Annotated in this window: 17 protein-coding genes, 7 tRNA genes and 1 pseudogene; 13 read left to right on the top strand and 12 right to left on the bottom strand. The window is 41.8% G+C overall.

The genetic code is table 11. From position 1 onward, the window contains the following. Position 1: 1 nt before the first annotated feature. The 5 genes from AB4153_RS04740 to AB4153_RS04760 all read left to right on the top strand — a co-directional run bounded on the left by AB4153_RS04740 (position 2) and on the right by AB4153_RS04760 (position 3,195). On the top strand, positions 2-340 hold the full coding sequence (locus AB4153_RS04740; protein WP_102528069.1) for a hypothetical protein: 339 nt from the start codon (positions 2-4) through the stop codon (positions 338-340). A 123-nt stretch (positions 341-463) separates the two neighbouring features. Then, complete coding sequence (locus AB4153_RS04745; RefSeq protein WP_102438963.1) at positions 464-1,117, top strand: MotA/TolQ/ExbB proton channel family protein; 654 nt, start codon at positions 464-466, stop codon at positions 1,115-1,117. Between the two features lie 5 nt (positions 1,118-1,122). Beyond that, positions 1,123-1,671, top strand: a complete 549-nt coding sequence (locus tag AB4153_RS04750; RefSeq protein WP_102438965.1) for a biopolymer transporter ExbD — start codon at positions 1,123-1,125, stop codon at positions 1,669-1,671. Beyond that, complete coding sequence (locus tag AB4153_RS04755) at positions 1,668-2,198, top strand: biopolymer transporter ExbD (protein ID WP_229370627.1); 531 nt, start codon at positions 1,668-1,670, stop codon at positions 2,196-2,198. Before AB4153_RS04750 ends, AB4153_RS04755 begins: the two co-directional genes overlap by 4 nt. A gap of 1 nt (position 2,199) precedes the next feature. Further along, positions 2,200-3,195 (top strand): AgmX/PglI C-terminal domain-containing protein, encoded by a 996-nt coding sequence (locus AB4153_RS04760; protein WP_371996530.1) that lies wholly within the window; start codon positions 2,200-2,202, stop codon positions 3,193-3,195. Between the two features lie 102 nt (positions 3,196-3,297). On the opposite strand, the gene AB4153_RS04765 is transcribed toward AB4153_RS04760, so the two are convergent. The 11 genes from AB4153_RS04765 to AB4153_RS04815 all read right to left on the bottom strand — a co-directional run bounded on the left by AB4153_RS04765 (position 3,298) and on the right by AB4153_RS04815 (position 8,264). Next, positions 3,298-3,780 (bottom strand): GNAT family N-acetyltransferase, encoded by a 483-nt coding sequence (locus AB4153_RS04765; protein WP_229370628.1) that lies wholly within the window; start codon positions 3,778-3,780, stop codon positions 3,298-3,300. A gap of 192 nt (positions 3,781-3,972) precedes the next feature. Then, positions 3,973-4,047: transfer RNA gene (locus AB4153_RS04770), tRNA-Gln, on the bottom strand. 57 nt (positions 4,048-4,104) lie between these two features. Then, a tRNA-Leu gene (locus AB4153_RS04775) sits at positions 4,105-4,189 on the bottom strand. A 107-nt stretch (positions 4,190-4,296) separates the two neighbouring features. Continuing rightward, a tRNA-Met gene (locus tag AB4153_RS04780) sits at positions 4,297-4,373 on the bottom strand. Between the two features lie 5 nt (positions 4,374-4,378). Next, positions 4,379-4,453, bottom strand: a tRNA-Gln gene (locus AB4153_RS04785). 26 nt (positions 4,454-4,479) lie between these two features. Beyond that, positions 4,480-4,554: transfer RNA gene (locus AB4153_RS04790), tRNA-Gln, on the bottom strand. Positions 4,555-4,606: 52 nt separating this feature from the next. Then, positions 4,607-4,691 (bottom strand) — tRNA-Leu (locus AB4153_RS04795). Between the two features lie 120 nt (positions 4,692-4,811). Beyond that, a tRNA-Met gene (locus AB4153_RS04800) sits at positions 4,812-4,888 on the bottom strand. 215 nt (positions 4,889-5,103) lie between these two features. Beyond that, a complete protein-coding gene (gene ychF, locus AB4153_RS04805; RefSeq protein ID WP_102528075.1) occupies positions 5,104-6,195 on the bottom strand; it encodes a redox-regulated ATPase YchF in 1,092 nt (363 codons plus the stop codon). 106 nt (positions 6,196-6,301) lie between these two features. Then, positions 6,302-6,889, bottom strand: coding sequence for an aminoacyl-tRNA hydrolase (gene pth, locus AB4153_RS04810; RefSeq protein ID WP_102528076.1), 588 nt, complete (start codon positions 6,887-6,889; stop codon positions 6,302-6,304). A gap of 148 nt (positions 6,890-7,037) precedes the next feature. After that, positions 7,038-8,264: an FAD-dependent monooxygenase gene (locus tag AB4153_RS04815; RefSeq protein ID WP_371996533.1), complete on the bottom strand. Its 1,227-nt coding sequence runs from the start codon at positions 8,262-8,264 to the stop codon at positions 7,038-7,040. 97 nt (positions 8,265-8,361) lie between these two features. Here AB4153_RS04815 and AB4153_RS04820 point away from each other — a divergent pair, with 97 nt between their 5' ends. The 7 genes and pseudogenes from AB4153_RS04820 (at position 8,362) to AB4153_RS04850 (ending at position 15,260) form a co-directional block, all read left to right on the top strand. Then, positions 8,362-9,042 carry a hypothetical protein gene (locus AB4153_RS04820; RefSeq protein ID WP_229370630.1) on the top strand — a complete coding sequence of 227 codons (681 nt, stop codon included), beginning with the start codon at positions 8,362-8,364 and terminating at the stop codon, positions 9,040-9,042. Between the two features lie 93 nt (positions 9,043-9,135). Beyond that, positions 9,136-10,563: a tRNA (N6-isopentenyl adenosine(37)-C2)-methylthiotransferase MiaB gene (gene miaB, locus AB4153_RS04825; RefSeq protein WP_102528079.1), complete on the top strand. Its 1,428-nt coding sequence runs from the start codon at positions 9,136-9,138 to the stop codon at positions 10,561-10,563. Between the two features lie 142 nt (positions 10,564-10,705). Continuing rightward, positions 10,706-11,797, top strand: coding sequence for a PhoH family protein (locus AB4153_RS04830; RefSeq protein ID WP_248954400.1), 1,092 nt, complete (start codon positions 10,706-10,708; stop codon positions 11,795-11,797). Next, positions 11,787-12,275, top strand: a complete 489-nt coding sequence (gene ybeY / locus AB4153_RS04835) for an rRNA maturation RNase YbeY (RefSeq protein WP_371996536.1) — start codon at positions 11,787-11,789, stop codon at positions 12,273-12,275. Before AB4153_RS04830 ends, ybeY begins: the two co-directional genes overlap by 11 nt. 50 nt (positions 12,276-12,325) lie before the next feature. Further along, positions 12,326-13,204 (top strand): CNNM family magnesium/cobalt transport protein CorC, encoded by an 879-nt coding sequence (gene corC, locus AB4153_RS04840; RefSeq protein WP_102528082.1) that lies wholly within the window; start codon positions 12,326-12,328, stop codon positions 13,202-13,204. A 46-nt stretch (positions 13,205-13,250) separates the two neighbouring features. Then, complete coding sequence (gene lnt, locus AB4153_RS04845; protein ID WP_371996583.1) at positions 13,251-14,780, top strand: apolipoprotein N-acyltransferase; 1,530 nt, start codon at positions 13,251-13,253, stop codon at positions 14,778-14,780. Further along, positions 14,777-15,260 (top strand): annotated as a pseudogene (locus AB4153_RS04850) (prepilin-type N-terminal cleavage/methylation domain-containing protein). The gene lnt and the pseudogene AB4153_RS04850 overlap by 4 nt, the downstream one beginning before the upstream one ends. Before the next feature lie 45 nt (positions 15,261-15,305). Here AB4153_RS04850 and AB4153_RS04855 read toward each other — a convergent pair. Next, positions 15,306-15,806 (bottom strand): zinc ribbon-containing protein, encoded by a 501-nt coding sequence (locus tag AB4153_RS04855; protein WP_102528085.1) that lies wholly within the window; start codon positions 15,804-15,806, stop codon positions 15,306-15,308. A 120-nt stretch (positions 15,807-15,926) separates the two neighbouring features. Here AB4153_RS04855 and leuS point away from each other — a divergent pair, with 120 nt between their 5' ends. Further along, positions 15,927-18,506, top strand: coding sequence for a leucine--tRNA ligase (leuS, locus tag AB4153_RS04860; RefSeq protein ID WP_102528086.1), 2,580 nt, complete (start codon positions 15,927-15,929; stop codon positions 18,504-18,506). Positions 18,507-18,685: the final 179 nt, after the last annotated feature.

The following is an 18,685-nucleotide window of genomic DNA, read 5'->3' on the forward strand; positions in this document are numbered from 1 at the left end:
GATGGTTAGTTCATTAACCCCGATGACAACATACCGTGTGAACGCAGTTGTTATTGCTGTTATGACACTCTTGCTGCTATCAGTCATTAGCATGGGCGAGCTTAATGCCGCTGAAACCGTCAGCACAGCAAACAAACCCGTATTAATTGAAAGTAAAGTGACCGGCACGCAAGAGCAACCCAAAGTGCTTTACATCATGCCTTGGCAAGGCATAACCAACCCTGTAGCAATACAAGATAACAATATGCAAATCATCTTGCCGCAATTCAAACCGATTAACCCTAAAAAGTTCCAACAAGAGGTACGTGATTTCAGTGTGAATACTTCATCAAAACAATAAAGGGTGTATTCACCAAGATAAAAGTTTAACCCGAAGCAGTAACAAAAAAGCAGTAACAAAAAATAACTACATTTAGGACGAGTCAAAAACAACTTCGTTCGACTCTATAAAAAGGAAAATATCATGAGTTTTACCGACCATATCATTGCATTTTTACAAAATGGTGGCCCGTTCATATACCCTATCGCCCTAGTATTAGTCGTCGGTTTGGCCATCACTATCGAACGTTGGTTATATCTCAGTTCAGCTCATCGCACTAACCAAAAAGCATTCTCGTTAATCAAAGAAGCACTTAAAAGCGGTGATGTCGCGACAATCAGTCAACATGCGCAAAATAATAAAGCCCCAGTATTTGATGTATTGCAATCTGGTATCGTCAGAATTTCACAAGCTAATCGTCGTGAAGATGTGGAATACGCCATGGAAGAAACCATCATGGAGTACATGTTGAGACTTGAAAAGCGCACGCCATTTATTGCTACCTTAGCCAATATTGCTACGCTACTTGGTCTACTGGGTACCATTATGGGGCTGATTGCCGCGTTCTCTGCGGTAGCCAGTGCAGATCCAGCTGAAAAAGCTAACCTGCTGTCTTCCAGTATTTCTGTTGCAATGAACACCACTGCATTTGGTCTTATTACCGCTATTCCGCTAATTCTATTTCATTCAACACTGCAAACTAAAACTGCGACTATTGTTGATTCAATTGAAATGGCTGGCATTAAATTACTTAATTCACTGTCATTTTCTAAGCAAGCGGATTCGGACCGAGGCTAATAATTATGAGACGCCGTCGTCGCCCTAATACAGAAGATGCAGAACTCGATATCACTTCATTTATGAATTTGATGATCGTGCTCGTGCCTGTGTTATTACTGAGTTTGGTATTTTCACAAGTACGGATACTAAATCTGCAATTGCCTGTTATGTCAGAGTCTCAACAAGCTGAAGATGATCAAGAACCCAAAGTATTGGAACTAGTCATTACTCAGCAAAGTCTTGAGCTCAACTACCCTGCGGGCATATTACTTAAACGTTTTGAAACAACAGAACAAGGTTATGATTTCAAGGCTTTGTCTGTGTACTTACAAGACCTTAAACTGACTTTTCAACAACAAGAAATCGATAAAAATGACATAGTGCTTTTGCTTGAATCTGATATCGATTATCAGACCATTGTGACTGCAATGGATACCGTGCGCTCATACAAAGCAGTGGTTGCGGCTAACCTAGTCGATGCTGAACTTTTTCCGCTTATCTCATTAGGGGATGCACCTGAAGAATCACTTGCTGAAACACAAGTAAGTGAAACCACAGGAGGCAAATCATGAAGCAATCACCCAGAGCTAAACGACTTGCTAAGCACCATAAGCGCTTTAAATCAGGTGGCAAACTTAACTTAGTTGCCTTGATGGATATCTTTACGATTTTGGTATTCTTCTTGATTGTGAATCAATCTGAAGTACGCGTTCTACAAAATATCGAAAAGATAAAGTTACCTGTCTCTATTGCTGAAGAACTGCCAGTTGAAAACCTGGTTATCACAGTACTTGAAGATACAGTGCTTATCCAAGAGCGAGCTGTTTGGCAAAATAGTGCTGATAAGCCTAACTTCAGTGAACAAGAAAACCTTGAGTTTATCGAAGCGATGACTACTGAGCTTACATACCAAGCGAGTAAACGTACTGAGTTAACAGAGTCAGAACAGGAAAAAGGCCGTGCCGTCACCATTATTGGCGATAGCAGCACACCTTATATGGCGTTAAAGCAAATTATGGCTGCTTGTGCTGAAACGGGATATAGAAATATGTCATTAGCCGTTGAGCGCCAAGCCAGTAAAACGGCTGAGGAGGGTTAGCATGACAGCAGCAAGCTTATCCCATTCGTTTAATGGCAGTAGCCCAAATGGTAATAGCTTTAACGACATAGGTGATTTATTTAAGCCCAGTAAACAAGATAGGTTATTTAAACAGATCTTAGTGTTACTACTGGTGATTTACGCTGTGTTCGGCATCGGTGTGCCTTTACTTGAGCAAGTTGAAGTGCCAAGAGAAGTTAAAGAGAAATTACCCCCGCAGTTAGCGAAAATAATGCTTAAAGAAAAACAACTTCCAGTGCCTGAAAAGCCAGAGGTTATTCCTGAGCCTGAGCCAGAACTTGAAAAAGAACCGGAAAAGGTTGAAGAGAAACCTGTCGATAAACCTGTTGAAAAACCAATAGTACAGCCGACAATGACCCGTGAGGCCGCAAAAGAAAAAGCACAAACTTCAGGGCTAGCAGCCATGAAAGATGAGCTTTTTTCAATGCGTGAAGCGTTTGATATCAAACCGGCATCTCAAAGTGCCCTTGAACAAACGCAGGCGCAAGAAGTGAAAGTCAAACGTAAGATGTTAGCAGCTTCGGCCAATACACAAAGTGAGAGTTTAACCACCTCTACCGTCAATCAAACCGTTGCGTCAGATGCTTTAAGCACTAAAAACACCCAACAAATTAGGTTGGCAGAAGAGGAAGTGTTAGCTACTCAAGGGGCTATTGCCGAGGAAGAGCAACTGGCTTCTGCGGGAAGCCAACGTTCAGAGGCAGCATTACGCCGCACACTAGAGGCGAACAAAGCACGTTTATATGCCTTGTATAATCGAGCTCTGCGTAAAGACCCTTTCCTCAAAGGTAAAGTCATGTTTGAGATTGAGATCCTGCCTAATGGCAGCATTAGTCGGGTTGATATTCAATCAAGCCAGCTTAACAATGCCAAATTAGAGCGCCAACTAAAGGTTGTGTTACGTTCAATCACCTTCCCTGCAGAAGATGTTGCAACAATGACAACCATTTGGGCGATCGACTTCTTACCCAGCTAGACAGAAGTAAGCGATAAATGATTAATTAATTTTTATCAGTTAACAATACGGCCAATTGGCCGTATTTTTTTTATTTGCTTAAGACTTAAAAAGTAAAACTGATTAAAGCACTTGTTTCATGATCTTAGCATCAGGGCCATAACTTGCGTTAGCCGCCTGCTCATGATCAATCTCAAAGCCCATTTTTTGCCAAAAAGGGACTGAGCCTTGTATTGCCACAAGTTGTATTTGTGAGTAATTGTATTGCTTAGCAATTAATTTTAACTGCTCAACCATTTGCTTACCGACTCCAGAGCCTTTTAATAGAGCAGATACCGCTAAATCATGTAGAAACAACTGACTACCCTCCTTTTTCTCAGAAAGTGTCTGATAGAGCTTAGGAGGCGTTTTATTAGCCCAAACATGAGCCAATAGATAAGCCATTACCTTTTGCTCTTCATTTTGATAGACAAAACAGCAGTGAGCAGAATGCTGCCATTTATCCCGAAGGACTTCGAGCGGCTCTGGTTCAATATCCACATACACTTGCGATTGGAGTTTATAGATTTCAGGCCACATTGACTCTGTAATTGGATTGATTGGCATTTCGGGCAGACTCTGAATGTAATAATTTAGAAAGTAATAATTTGGAACGTATGACTTATCCATCATACAAAAATAATCATAAGGCTCAATCGATAAGTGATAATGGATAAATATAAGAAGATAAATCATAAATTTTAGGCAACAAAAAGCCCGTCATAAGACGGGCTCTTGCTTTAACCGTGAGGCTAAATTTGGCTGGGATACCAGGATTCGAACCTGGGGATGCCGAGATCAAAACCCGGTGCCTTACCACTTGGCGATATCCCAAAATTTGGATATGTATAACTTAATCTAGGAAGATGTACATATTGAAGAAAAATTTGATGGTACGGGAAGAGAGACTTGAACTCTCACACCTTACGGCACCAGAACCTAAATCTGGCGTGTCTACCAATTCCACCACTCCCGCATCAAATTTTTACCAGAATAAACTCATTTACATCATGAGTAAACACTGTTTCTTGCTCTTTCCAACTCAGTAGTAAAAGGGTAACCCTCTATTCTACCTTTTAAATATGGTAGCAATGGCGGGACTTGAACCTGCGACCCCAGCATTATGAGTGCTGTGCTCTAACCAGCTGAGCTACATTGCCGAAGATGGCTGGGATACCAGGATTCGAACCTGGGGATGCCGAGATCAAAACCCGGTGCCTTACCACTTGGCGATATCCCAATAATCTTTTACTACTTACTTTAAAATGGCTGGGATACCAGGATTCGAACCTGGGGATGCCGAGATCAAAACCCGGTGCCTTACCACTTGGCGATATCCCAATCTAAAGCTTTTTAAAAAACCCGCTATTTACATAGCCAATTTTTTTAATAATGGTACGGGAAGAGAGACTTGAACTCTCACACCTTACGGCACCAGAACCTAAATCTGGCGTGTCTACCAATTCCACCACTCCCGCACTGACTCTGTTTTTCATCCAGAACACGATGCTCATTTAACCTTGAGAAGGTTGCCGGTCATATTTCTAAAGTTATTACTTTAACTAACCAGCAATCTCTTATTTTACATCTAGAGAAGATGGTAGCAATGGCGGGACTTGAACCTGCGACCCCAGCATTATGAGTGCTGTGCTCTAACCAGCTGAGCTACATTGCCACTTTATTCTTACTTGCCCTCGTCGTGAGGACGGGGCGTATTATGCTTATTCAGGGTATCGAGGTCAACTGCTTTTTTTAGCTATTTTCATCAATTGTTGTTGTTCGGCTATAAGTTCACCAAACTGAGCGCCAAATCGACAAAATATCCTAATAAAGTTAACCTCAATACTCTTTAACGGTGATCTTCAGACTATTATAGTTTGAAAATACCGATTACACGTTAAATAGGAAATGCATAACATCGCCATCTTTAACGATATAACCTTTACCTTCGACACGTAATTTACCCGCATCTTTAGCGCCAGCTTCACCTTTATGTTCGATAAAGTCATCATAGCTCATTACTTGAGCACGAATGAAACCACGTTCGAAGTCAGTATGGATCACGCCCGCTGCTTGTGGCGCACTCGCACCGACTGGTACTGTCCATGCTCTTACTTCTTTTACACCTGCAGTAAAGTAAGTTTGTAAGTCTAATAATTGGTAACCCGCACGGATCACGCGATCAAGACCTGACTCTTCAAGGCCAAGATCAGCCATAAACTCAACACGGTCTTCAGCATCCATTTCTGCAAGCTCTGATTCAATTGCAGCACAAACTGCAACAACCACTGCATTTTCAGTCTCTGCAATCGCTTTAACAGCATCTAAATGTGGATTATCTTCAAAACCATCTTCAGCTACGTTAGCAATGTACATCGTAGGCTTTAATGTAAGGAAGTTAAGGTAAGCAACAGCGGCAATCTCTTCTTTGCTTAACTCTAGTGAACGCAACATTTGGCCTTCATCTAATGTTGGGCGCATTTTTTCAAGCACTTCAACTTCAAACTTAGCTTCTTGATCGCCACCTTTAGCACGCTTCTGTTGACGGAAAATAGCACGCTCTAAGCTATCTAAGTCAGCAAGTGCAAGTTCAGTGTTAATCACTTCGATGTCACCAGCTGGATCAACTTTATTAGCAACGTGAACGATGTTTGGATCTTCAAAACAACGAACAACATGACCAATTGCATCAGTTTCACGGATGTTAGCAAGGAACTTATTTCCTAAACCTTCACCTTTTGATGCGCCTGCTACCAAACCAGCAATATCAACAAATTCCATTGTGGTTGGTAAAATACGCTCAGGGCTAACAATCGCTGCTAACTTATCTAGACGTGAATCCGGTACAGGTACAACACCTGTGTTAGGCTCAATGGTACAAAACGGGAAGTTAGCTGCTTCAATTCCTGCTTCTGTTAATGCATTAAATAGTGTCGACTTACCTACATTTGGCAAACCCACAATGCCGCATTTAAAACCCATATTTGTTACCTTTATATATGTTGAACTGCATCGAAACTGAGGCAGTGAATATCAATAGTTGCTTTGAAACAGAAAAACCTTACTACCTTTATATAGGCTATAAAATTTAAACTGCTTTAAAAGTATGTAATCTGTTCATGGCTTTCGCCATATCTTGCTTAAATAAAATCTCAGTTGAACGCACTGCTTCATCAATCACTGCATCCATCTTTTCTTGTTCGCTTGCTGGCGCTTTACCCAGTACATAACCGCTAACACGATTTTTGTCTCCAGGATGACCAATACCTATCCGTAGGCGGTGAAACCCTTTGTCATTGGCCATTTTAGCAATAATGTCTTTTAAACCATTATGGCCACCATGACCGCCACCTAATTTAAACTTTGCAACGCCCGGTTCCATATCAAGCTCATCATGAGCGACTAATATTTCTTCTGGTGTAATTCGGAAAAAATTGGCTAATGCACCTACTGATTTTCCGCTAAGGTTCATAAAAGTGGTCGGGATCAATAATCGTACGTCTTTACCATCAATCGTCACTCTGGCAGTTAAACCAAAGTATTTACTGTCAGGTACAAGCGTTGCGCCGCATAGGCGCGCTAGCTCTTGCACATACCATGCACCGGCATTATGACGAGTTTGTGCGTATTCAGCACCAGGATTGGCAAGACCAACAATTAGTTTTATTTGACTCATTAGCACTCATTTTTAGCGAATAATATGACCGCGCTGACTTCAAATCATCCTAATAAAATTGCCGAAATGCGATTTGAAGGCGCTAAAGCGCGGCATTTTAACACTCAAAACTGAACTCAACAATTACCGCGTGTTATTTAACCTAGATTTAGGCTAAACCTAATGCATATTTGAGGACTTTCTTTTTGATAGGGTTATCATGGTTTGCGAGTTTTAGCATACCATTACGTAATAGCTTAAGCGGCATTAAGTCATTACTGAAACCGGCATAAAATGCATCCATTGCCGACATCATTAATAAGTTGTCGCTATAACGCTTACATTGATATTGCTTTAAAGTGGTTTCAGTCCACCATGGACGGTTATTACCAACCGCATCGGCGATAGTCGCAATCAATACGTCGACATCTTTAAAACCAATATTCACCCCTTGACCTGCAAGTGGGTTAATCGTGTGAGCTGCATCGCCTAAAATCACCACATTATCTTGGCAATATGATTGCGCATGACGACGTGTTAACGGAAAGCCACCCCGGTCGATAACAGTAAAATCACTGTCTAATCGCTTCGGGAAGTGTTGTCTAATTTGCTCAGCAAGTTGCAGATGATTAAGCTGCATTAACTGTTTAATACGGCTACGACTGTCATACCAAACTAATGAAGCATTGTTGCCAGGAAGCGGTAGTAACGAACGCGGCCCTGCTGGAGTAAATTGCTGCCAGGTGACATCTTGCTGCTCAGTGGATGTGGCGACATTAATAAGCATCGCTGATTGGGCATAATCCCAACCAGTAATACCAATACCAGCCCATTGACGCACTTGCGAGTTAGCACCATCAGCGCCAACTAATAATGCAGCACGGATTTCTGTCCCAGAATCTAAAGTGACTTTTATCTGTTGTTGATCATCAAGGGTTACACGCTCAAAACGACTGACACTTTCAGGGCAATAGAGTGTGATATTGTCCATAGCCTCTATTTTTTGCCATAAACAAAGTTGAATTAATCGATTTTCAAAGAAGTAGCCTAAATGTGGTTCATCAATTTGATCTGCATGAAATTGAGTGATGCAATCTTCCACCTCCCAAGTTTCTAGGCCTTTATAAGCCACATGACGCAAAGATAACAATTCATCCATTACCCCAAGTCGCTCAAGCAATTGCTCTGAAGCAACACTAATAGCAGACACTCGAAGATCTAGGGGCTGTTCAGGCTCATAGGCCTTTGGTTGATAGGCTTCTATCATTGCGACATTCAGGCCAAGCTGCCCTAACCCTACCGCGACAGCTGCGCCAACCATGCCGCCGCCCACAATCACCACATCATGTTGAACTTGTAGATCTTGTTTTGCCTTATCTTGAACTGCATCTTGCATTGCTAAACCCTTCTCATCGCACTTTCGTACTTATTAGCATTAACCGTAACGATTAAAATATGTACAAACGTGTCTAAAATCGCTTAATCGTGTCGATATGTTGCTATCTAATCTTAGAGCAACACCTGCTTACAATGGTGACACATTAACCAGTAAACCTCTTCATATACTGAAACTGTCTAATGAATACACCTTGCACCACATCCGTCATGCCAAGGTAAGAGAGGATACTATGTCTAGTCAAAGCACGTACGTACATTCTAACAATATTAGCAGCAACCATTCGGGCCTACTTTCTATTCCTGAGGCTATATCAAAGCGTATGCCAAAGGGCAGAAAATCAGCAAGCATCACTCGAATGTTTACCCATAGTTTACTGGCTATCACAGCATTATTTTCTGTTGCTTCCCAAGCGCAAATGCAACCAATGGAAACCGTCACCGTGATTTACCGTTCTTCGTTTGATTATGCCTTATATCAACAAACCACGGAAATACTCACACGCTTTAATCGGGAGCTACCACAACAAATTATTGCCAGAGCTCGTCAAGATAACGTGGCAATGGCAAAAGAATTCGGTTTTTCAGTCCAAGAAGCCAATGAATTAGTCTCGTTTGACTATCATGCAAATCAACTACAGCAAAACTTAATCGCTCAAGCGCGCCTTGATAATCAGCGCATAGCCAAGCAATTAGGCTTTTTTACCAATCAATCAAACGAGTTAGCCGACCAAGATAAATACTCGCAAAAAATAGGGGTATTAAGCTTTTCAGAATAATGCTCACTAGATGTGCACAAAGGCTAGCCAGCGAGCCTTTGTGCAGTTAAAATACTCGGCTATTTTTCTGTGGTATATAGAACGGCGTATCTGATGAGTAAAAAACTACACATAAAAACCTGGGGCTGTCAGATGAATGAATACGATTCATCTAAAATGGCTGACTTGCTGGACGATTATCAAGGTTACACCTTGACTGAGAATGCTGAAGAAGCAGACGTACTCCTGCTTAACACATGCTCAATTCGTGAAAAAGCACAGGAAAAAGTGTTTCATCAGCTTGGTCGCTGGAAAACCTTAAAAGATAAAAATCCTAATTTAGTTATCGGTGTCGGTGGTTGTGTTGCTTCACAAGAAGGTAAAGCAATTAAAGAACGTGCTCAATGCGTTGATATCATTTTCGGCCCACAAACCTTGCATCGTTTACCTGAAATGATCACCCAAATTAATAATGGCGACAAAGCCGTTATTGATGTGAGCTTCCCAGAAATTGAAAAGTTTGATCGTTTACCAGAGCCAAAAGCTGATGGTCCATCGGCATTTGTTTCAATTATGGAAGGCTGTAGCAAATACTGTTCATTCTGTGTTGTACCTTATACACGCGGCGAAGAAGTTAGCCGCCCAGTCGATGACGTGATTCTAGAAGTTGCTCAGCTAGCTGAACAAGGTGTACGTGAAGTTAACCTGTTAGGCCAAAACGTGAATGCCTTCCGTGGTCCGACTCACGACGATGAAATTTGTACCTTTGCAGAGTTATTGCGCTTAGTGGCATCAATAGATGGCATTGACCGTATCCGCTTTACAACCAGCCATCCGATTGAGTTCTCTCAAGACATCATTGATGTATATGAAGACACTCCTGAACTTGTTAGCTTTTTACACCTTCCTGTTCAATCAGGGTCAGATCGTATTTTGACTAACATGAAACGTGGCCACATGGCGATTGAATACAAATCAATTATTCGTCGTTTACGTAAAGCCCGCCCTGATATTCATATCAGTTCTGACTTTATTATTGGCTTCCCTGGTGAAAGCCAAGCTGACTTTGAAGACACAATGAAGTTAATTGAAGATGTAAGCTTCGATCACAGCTTCAGCTTTATTTACAGTGCTCGTCCAGGTACCCCAGCTGCAGACTTACCAGATGATGTCACTATGACTGAAAAGAAACAGCGTCTGGCTATTTTACAAGACCGAATCACCCAGCAAGCGATGCGTTACAGCCGTCAAATGTTAGGTACTGTGCAACGTATTTTAGTTGAAGGTCCTTCAGTAAAGAATCCAATGGAGCTTCGCGGTCGTACTGAAAATAACCGAGTAGTGAATTTCGAAGGTAACCCTAAAAGCATTGGCGGGTTTGTTGACGTAGAAATCGTTGACGTATACACCAACTCTTTACGTGGCGTATTTGTTCGCGCAGAAGATGAAATGGATTTACGTCGTAGTTTGCGTCCGTCTGACATTTTAGCTAAACACAAAACTGATGATGATTTAGGCGTAACCCAATTTACCCCTAATTAAGTCATAATCTAGTGATGATATTTAGTTAATAAAGGCGGCTATAAGCCGCCTTTATTGTGCTTTTACCTAAATACCGTGGTATTTTAAATACAACACTCGTAGACTCTTTGTTAATAAACATATCGTTTTTGGAGCATTATTTTTGTCCACTAAAGTTACAACCATGAATTTGTATCTCGAGCCTGCTGAGACTCGAAGAATTGCCTCATTATGTGGTCCTTATGATGACAACATTAAGCAACTTGAGCGCCGTCTAGGTGTTGAGATTGTCCATAAAAACAACCATTTCACAATTGTTGGTCTGCCTCGTAATGCCTTTAATGCCAATAATTTATTGAAACAGCTTTATATTGAAACCCAAACGGTTAAAGGCAGCACGCCTGATCTTGAACCTGAACGAGTTCATCTAGCCATTCAAGAAGTGATTAATCTTGAGGCAGAATCTTCTGCTGAAGACGATACCCTACACATCAAAACTAAGCGCGGCATCATCAAGCCACGCAACCCAAACCAAGCTAATTATGTGGCAAACATTGCTAAACATGACATCACCTTTGGTATTGGGCCTGCTGGTACAGGTAAAACCTTTTTAGCTGTTGCTGCAGCAGTAGATGCATTAGAACGTCAAGAAGTTCGTCGTATTCTATTAACACGTCCTGCGGTTGAAGCCGGTGAAAAACTCGGATTCTTGCCGGGTGATTTAAGCCAGAAAGTCGACCCGTATTTACGCCCACTTTATGATGCTTTGTTTGAAATGTTAGGTTTTGAGAAAGTTGAAAAACTGCTTGAACGCAACATCATTGAAATCGCCCCCCTGGCTTACATGCGTGGTCGTACTTTAAATGATGCCTTTGTGATTTTAGATGAAAGCCAGAACACCACTGTTGAACAAATGAAAATGTTCTTAACCCGTATCGGCTTTAATTCACGCGCGGTCATCACTGGTGATATTACTCAAATCGATTTACCGCGCAGTCAAAAGTCAGGACTACGCCAGGCAATTGAAGTGCTCAGCGAAGTCAATGACATTAGCTTTAACTTCTTTATGTCTCAAGATGTGGTTCGTCACCCGATTGTTGCCCGCATCGTTGAAGCTTATGAAGCATTTGATTCAAAAGAACTGGCACTAAAAGCTGAAAAAGAGCGCCAATATAAACAACGTCAGAATGCATTTAATGAACAAATGAGCAATGAAGATGCTAATACTGTTGGAGTGGTAAAAAATGACGCTTAACTCTGACGTAGCTTCAAAGCTTAATTTAGAGCTAGATTTACAAATTGCCGTTGATGACCCGCAACAGTTACCAACTCAAGATGAGTTTGAGTTATGGGTTAAAACAGCACTCGGTAATACCATGGAAACGGCTGAATTAACGATTCGCATTGTCGAAAACAGTGAAAGTCAGCAGCTTAACCATACTTACCGCGGGAAAGATAAACCTACCAATGTTTTATCTTTTCCTTTCGAGGCGCCTCCAGGGATTGAATTACCACTTTTAGGTGATTTAATCATTGCCGCTGAAGTCGTAGAACTCGAAGCAAAACAACAGAATAAGCCCCTTATAGCACATTGGGCCCACATGGTTATTCACGGCTGCTTGCATTTGCTAGGTTATGACCATATTATCGACAACGAAGCTGAAGAAATGGAGTCATTAGAGACTCAACTCATTGAAGGCTTAGGTTTTTCAAATCCGTATAAGGAAGCATAAATAAGTCAAAGGATTGCATGTAAATGCCTCCGATGATTTAGTAAAATATTATGAGTGACGACATCCCACCGAGTACCAACGCCCGTAAAAAAAACTGGATTGACAAAATAGGTCAGTTGTTTCAGGGCGAACCTCAAAATCGCGAAGATCTCGTAGAGGTCATTGCGGGCGCTGAAGAGCGTGATTTAATTACTGAAGATACCCGTGAAATGATGAATGGCGTATTAGAAGTTTCAGGATTACGCGTACGCGATATCATGATCCCTCGCAGCCAAATAGTCACACTACAAATCGATAGCACAGTTGATGAATTACTGAAAACAGTAATAGAATCAGCTCACTCTCGTTTTCCTGTAGTCAACGAAGATAAAGACCATATCGAAGGCATTTTGCTTGCAAAAGATCTGCTTAAGTATGGCTTCAAGCAATCAGACCAACCTTTCTCACTGCATCAAGTCATCAGGCCAGCTGTAGTGGTTCCAGAAAGCAAACGTGTCGATGTGCTACTCAAAGAATTCCGCTCCCAGCGATATCATATGGCCATTGTGGTCGATGAATATGGTGGGGTATCCGGTCTTGTCACAATTGAAGATATCTTGGAAGAAATCGTCGGTGAAATTGAAGATGAATTCGACCATAGTTCAGTAGAAGATACGGAAATCAAAAAAATCAGTAACACCGTGTTTATGATTAAAGCACGTACCCCTATTGATGAATTTAACGAAGCTTGCGGTACTCAATTCAGCGATGAAGAATTTGATACTGTCGGCGGTTTAGTGTCACACGCCTTTGGTCATTTACCAGAGCGCAATGAAAGTGTACTTATCGATAATATCGAGTTTAAAGTCACTAACGCTGATACAAGACGGTTAATTCAACTTAGCGTTAAGTTACCAGATCCTAAACTTCAAGAAGATAACGACGACTAACACTGTGTTTAAAAAACTAAATATCTCCAAGTCATCACTATTAAAGATGGTGACGGCTTTTGCTGCGGGCGCGAGCACCACTCTCGCCTTTGCTCCTTACGCAATATGGGCTTTCTACCCCGCGGCAATGATATTTGTTCTCTATCAAAGCCGACACTTAACCCCTAAAGAAAACTTCTTTCATTGGCTAAGTTTCGGCTTTGGTTGTTTTGCTTTTGGGATCAGCTGGGTCCATGTCAGTATTGATACGTTTGGCGGATTACCGTTATTCGTTTCAATGGGGCTTATGGCATTACTGGCATTTTATTTAGCGCTATACCCTGCATTAGCGGGGTATCTCACCGCAAGACTTAGTCAGTATCCGCACTTTAAACATTGGCATCATGCCTTTCAGTATCTCGGTTTATTCCCTGCACTTTGGGTATTAACTGAATGGATGCGTGGATGGGTGCTTACAGGGTTCCCATGGTTATGGGCTGGCTACAGTCAAACCCATGGACCGATTTCTGAACTTGGCAGCGTTATTGGCGCACTAGGATTAAGTTATCTCATCGCTCTGTTTTGCGGCAGCATTGTTTTAGTGTTAAAGAAACGTTTTATCAGTGCAGCGGTCATCACCGCCAGCATTATCATTGCGACAATCGTTACACCATTAATCTCTGACATTACCCCTCGCGGCGAAACCGTTAAAGTGGCGTTAGTGCAAGGCAATATCGAACAAAGCATGAAGTGGGAGCCTGATGCGTTATGGCCGACACTGCTTAAATATATGGATTTAAGCCGTCCAAACTTTGATGCCGATATTATCGTCTGGCCAGAAGCTGCAGTACCCGCTCCAGAGTCAATGGTGGGTGATTTTTTACATAATACCGATAAAGTGGCGAATATGAATGATAGCGCCATCATTACCGGTATTATCAGCACACAGCAGCAAGAATTTTATAACTCACTTATTGTATTGGGTAACGCCAATCAGTCAGTGCAGCCCCAAGGTGACTATCAAGGCAATGGCACCAATGATTACAAAAAACATCACTTACTCCCTATCGGTGAATTTGTCCCGTTTGAAAGCCTGTTAAGACCATTAGCGCCGTTTTTTAATCTCCCTATGTCATCGTTTGGGCGCGGAACTTACCAACAGCAAAACTTAAATGCCATGGGCTATCAAATAGCCCCTGCTCTTTGCTTCGAAATTGTGTTTCCTGAGCAACTGCGCGCCAATATCGATAAAGATACCGATTTACTGTTAACGGTTTCAAATGATGCTTGGTTTGGCGATACAATTGGTCCATTGCAACACATGGAAATAGCCCAAATGCGCTCAATTGAATTAGGCCGTCCACTAGTTCGAGCAACCAACAATGGTGTAACAGCTGTGGTAGATATTCACGGTCGTATTACCCATCAAATCCCGCAATTTAAACAAGGCGTATTAGTTGCAGATGTTCCGTTATATAACGGTGAAACGTGGTTTAAACGTATTGGCCAAACACCATTATTATTACTCTGTGGTTTGTTGTTTTTGATAGGGTTAACTCAACAAATCATGCTTTGGAAAAAAGGCAGACCTGATTGAGCTTGAAACGATTTAATCAAGGTTTTACCTTAATAGAACTTGTTGTGGTGATTATTATTTTGGCCATACTGGCAATTATTGCTGCGCCAAAATTTATCAATATGTCCACTGAAGCCCGTATTAGCGGTTTATCTCAGCTAAATGCCAGTGCAAAATCCGCAAATAACTTAGTCTATGCTCGCTCGCAAATGAGCAGCTTCTCTACCCAAACTGTCAACAATAGAGATGACTTGCTTGATATCGACCTTGAAGGTGATGGCAGTTTTAATACACGTCTTAAATGGGGTTACCGATATTGAAGATTGGTTGATTTTAGATGGCGGCTTTGTCATTGAGTATCAAGGTATTGCCGATACTTTTATCGGCTATGATCTCAATGATGACGGTAAGGTGTTAGATGACAATTGTTATTTTCACTACGTACAAGCCAGTAATGCGACCACTGGGCCGCAATATAATAATGTCACAACTGGTTGCTAGCCGTTTAAACACAGCTAGTAACCATTAAATGTGCAATCTCAAAATTTAAGGCGCTAACGATTCTCGGGTAAACATTTCATTGTCGCATTGCGGGCAATCAGGAATTAAGCTCGGAAACTCAATATTCATTTCATGATTACATTCAGTACAAATCACTTTGCCCTGATTAATCACTTCACCTGACATATAAAAGCCTTTGTGTTTGAAATCTTGAGCAATCTCATGCCACTCAACTTGGCTGCGGTCAGTAATTTCACCTAACCAGTGCCAAAGGGTGTTTTCTAAGGTGATCACCGTTGGGCTATAACTAAGATTATCGGCATTTTCGTCTTTTAGGTAACTTGCAATGTCACGCTTTAAAAATTCTTCTACTAAAGCTAACTCATCTTCACCTGCATCAGATTTGAGTTGCAAATAATCTTTACACTGGGTTATTGATGCAAAAAGGCTCTTTGCTGTCAATGAGTTATCTTCATCATAACGCTGCTTAACTTGCTCAAAAAGCGTGTGATAAAGCGCTAATAACGCTGAACTTCGTCCACTCATAAAAAATACTCCTTCATCTGAACCTTTTTAATGCATCACTTCTAGTTTATTCTATGCAGATCTCACTCGCGCTTTTTAGCGTTAGATCAAACAATGGGCGGCATAGGCCGGAATAGATTGATGCAAGAGCAATATAATCCCTCAGAAATTGAAGCCTTAGTGCAAAAGCACTGGGAAGACAAAAAAACCTTCGAAGTAACAGAAGATGAAAACAAAGAGAAGTTCTACTGTCTCTCTATGTTCCCTTATCCGTCTGGCCGACTTCACATGGGACACGTCCGTAACTACACCATAGGTGATGTTGTTGCTCGTTACCAACGTTTGCAAGGTAAAAATGTTCTACAACCTATTGGTTGGGACTCATTCGGCCTACCTGCTGAAAATGCGGCAATCAATAATAAGACTGCCCCAGCACCGTGGACATACGAAAATATCGACTACATGAAGAACCAACTTAAGCTATTAGGTTTTGGTTACGATTGGAGCCGTGAAATCGCCACATGTACGCCAGAGTACTACCAGTGGGAACAATGGTTCTTCACCCAGCTTTATGAAAAAGGCTTAGTCTACAAAAAGACAGCTTCAGTAAACTGGTGTCCAAATGATGAAACGGTACTGGCTAACGAGCAAGTACAAGACGGCTGTTGCTGGCGCTGTGACACTGAGGTGGTTCAAAAAGAAATTCCTCAGTGGTTCATCAAGATCACCGATTACGCTGAAGAACTATTAAATGACATCGATCAGCTAGACGAATGGCCTGAACAGGTTAAGTCTATGCAACGTAACTGGATTGGCCGCAGTGAAGGTATCGAAATGACCTTTAATGTTGCTAACAGTGATGAGACATTCGATATCTATACCACACGTCCTGACACCGTAATGGGTGTGACGTATGTTGCAATTGCAAGTGGTCACCCACTGGCAGAGCAAGCGGCAAAGAGCAACCCTGAGTTAGCGGCATTCATCGAAGAATGTAAAAACGTTGATACCACTGAAGCTGCTATGGCTGTGATGGAAAAGAAAGGTGTTGCTACCGGTCTTAATGCTGTTCACCCATTAACAGGCAAAGAAGTGCCAATCTGGGTAGGTAACTTTGTATTAATGAACTACGGTACTGGCGCGGTTATGTCTGTACCCGCTCATGATCAACGTGACTTTGAGTTTGCTAAAAAATACGGTCTTTCGATTGAAGCTGTGATTAAGCCAGCAGATAGCGAAGTCGACATCAGTGAAGCTGCGTTTACTGACAAAGGTGTACTGTTTAATTCTGCAGAATTTGATGGACTTGAATTCCAAGCTGCATTTGATGCTATTGATGCCAAACTGACTGCTGAAGGCAAAGGTAAGCGTCAAGTTAACTTCCGTCTTCGTGACTGGGGTGTATCTCGTCAGCGTTACTGGGGCGCGCCAATTCCAATGGTGACCTTAGAAGACGGCACGGTAATGCCAACGCCAGCTGAACAACTTCCGGTTATCTTACCTGAAGATGTCGTAATGGACGGTATTCAAAGCCCGATTAAAGCCGACAAAGAGTGGGCTAAAACCGAAGTTAACGGTCAACCAGCACTGCGTGAAACAGATACCTTTGATACCTTCATGGAATCTTCTTGGTACTACGCACGTTACTGTAGCCCGCATGCAGATCAAATGCTTGATCCTGCTAAAGCTAACTACTGGTTACCAGTGGATCAATACATCGGTGGTATCGAGCATGCTTGTATGCATCTTCTGTACTTCCGTTTCTTCCACAAATTATTACGTGATATCGGTTTAGTTGACTCTGATGAGCCAGCAAAACGCTTATTGACTCAAGGTATGGTATTGGCAGATGCTTATTACTATAACAACGAGAAAGGCGCACGTGTGTGGGTTTCACCAGCTGATGTAACAGTTCAAGAAACTGATGACAAAGGCCGTGTAGTCAAAGCAATCGACAGCGAAGGTCATGAACTGGTTTACACCGGCATGAGCAAGATGTCGAAGTCTAAGAATAACGGTATTGACCCACAAGAAATGGTTGATAAATACGGTGCTGACACAGTCCGTTTATTTATGATGTTTGCAGCGCCGCCTGAATTAACCCTTGAGTGGCAAGAATCAAGTGTTGAAGGTGCGCACCGTTTCATTAAGCGTTTCTGGAAAACGGCACACGATCATGTTGCCCAAGGCGAAGTGGTTGCATTAGACCCTAAAGCCCTAGACAACAATCAAAAAGCACTACGCCGTGAACTGCATAAGACCATTGCCAAAGTCAGCGATGATATTGAGCGTCGTCAAATGTTCAACACTGCGATTGCTGCGATCATGGAATTAATGAACAAATTGCAAAAAGCACCGTCTGCCAATGAGCAAGACCGTGCCCTAATGCAAGAAGCATTAACCGCGGTGACTCGTTTACTTTACCCAATCATTCCACATACAAGTTTCAGCTTGTGGACTGCTTTAGGTAATACAACAGATATCGAAGACAGCTTGTGGCCAACAGTTGATGAATCAGCATTAGTTGAAGACAGCAAACTTATCATCGTACAAGTTAACGGTAAGCTTCGCGCTAAAATCACTGTTGCTGCTGACGCTTCTAAAGAAGAAGTTGAAGCCCTTGGTTTAGCTGATGAGAATGTGCTGAAGTTTGTTGAAGGCGTCACCGTTCGTAAAGTTATTTACGTCCCGGGTAAGCTGTTAAATATCGTTGCTAAGTAAACGATAATGGTGCGTTTGCTGTTATTTCAAAAGTAACAGCCAAATGCATCACACATTGCTTATACCAACAGAAAGGTTGCTATTGATTAGCAACCTTTCTTATTTCCCTGTAATCTACTATCAGGGTTGCGAAAGCAATAAATTCTATTTAAAAGTTAAGTAAAAGGATGCCGATACTA

This window comes from Shewanella sp. 10N.286.52.E4 (assembly GCF_041468785.1).
GTDB lineage: Bacteria > Pseudomonadota > Gammaproteobacteria > Enterobacterales > Shewanellaceae > Shewanella > Shewanella electrodiphila.

Excerpts from the sequence above, each read along its gene's own strand:
- AB4153_RS04760 (WP_371996530.1), top strand. The coding sequence starts at position 2,200 with ATGACAGCAGCAAGCTTATCCCATTCGTTTAATGGCAGTAGCCCAAAT.
- AB4153_RS04765 (WP_229370628.1), bottom strand. The coding sequence starts at position 3,780 with ATGCCAATCAATCCAATTACAGAGTCAATGTGGCCTGAAATCTATAAA.
- AB4153_RS04745 (WP_102438963.1), top strand. The coding sequence starts at position 464 with ATGAGTTTTACCGACCATATCATTGCATTTTTACAAAATGGTGGCCCG.
- AB4153_RS04740 (WP_102528069.1), top strand. The coding sequence starts at position 2 with ATGGTTAGTTCATTAACCCCGATGACAACATACCGTGTGAACGCAGTT.
- leuS (WP_102528086.1), top strand. The coding sequence starts at position 15,927 with ATGCAAGAGCAATATAATCCCTCAGAAATTGAAGCCTTAGTGCAAAAG.
- AB4153_RS04815 (WP_371996533.1), bottom strand. The coding sequence starts at position 8,264 with ATGCAAGATGCAGTTCAAGATAAGGCAAAACAAGATCTACAAGTTCAA.
- ychF (WP_102528075.1), bottom strand. The coding sequence starts at position 6,195 with ATGGGTTTTAAATGCGGCATTGTGGGTTTGCCAAATGTAGGTAAGTCG.
- AB4153_RS04750 (WP_102438965.1), top strand. The coding sequence starts at position 1,123 with ATGAGACGCCGTCGTCGCCCTAATACAGAAGATGCAGAACTCGATATC.
- lnt (WP_371996583.1), top strand. The coding sequence starts at position 13,251 with ATGGTGACGGCTTTTGCTGCGGGCGCGAGCACCACTCTCGCCTTTGCT.
- corC (WP_102528082.1), top strand. The coding sequence starts at position 12,326 with ATGAGTGACGACATCCCACCGAGTACCAACGCCCGTAAAAAAAACTGG.
- miaB (WP_102528079.1), top strand. The coding sequence starts at position 9,136 with ATGAGTAAAAAACTACACATAAAAACCTGGGGCTGTCAGATGAATGAA.
- ybeY (WP_371996536.1), top strand. The coding sequence starts at position 11,787 with ATGACGCTTAACTCTGACGTAGCTTCAAAGCTTAATTTAGAGCTAGAT.
- AB4153_RS04820 (WP_229370630.1), top strand. The coding sequence starts at position 8,362 with ATGTTGCTATCTAATCTTAGAGCAACACCTGCTTACAATGGTGACACA.
- AB4153_RS04855 (WP_102528085.1), bottom strand. The coding sequence starts at position 15,806 with ATGAGTGGACGAAGTTCAGCGTTATTAGCGCTTTATCACACGCTTTTT.
- pth (WP_102528076.1), bottom strand. The coding sequence starts at position 6,889 with ATGAGTCAAATAAAACTAATTGTTGGTCTTGCCAATCCTGGTGCTGAA.
- AB4153_RS04755 (WP_229370627.1), top strand. The coding sequence starts at position 1,668 with ATGAAGCAATCACCCAGAGCTAAACGACTTGCTAAGCACCATAAGCGC.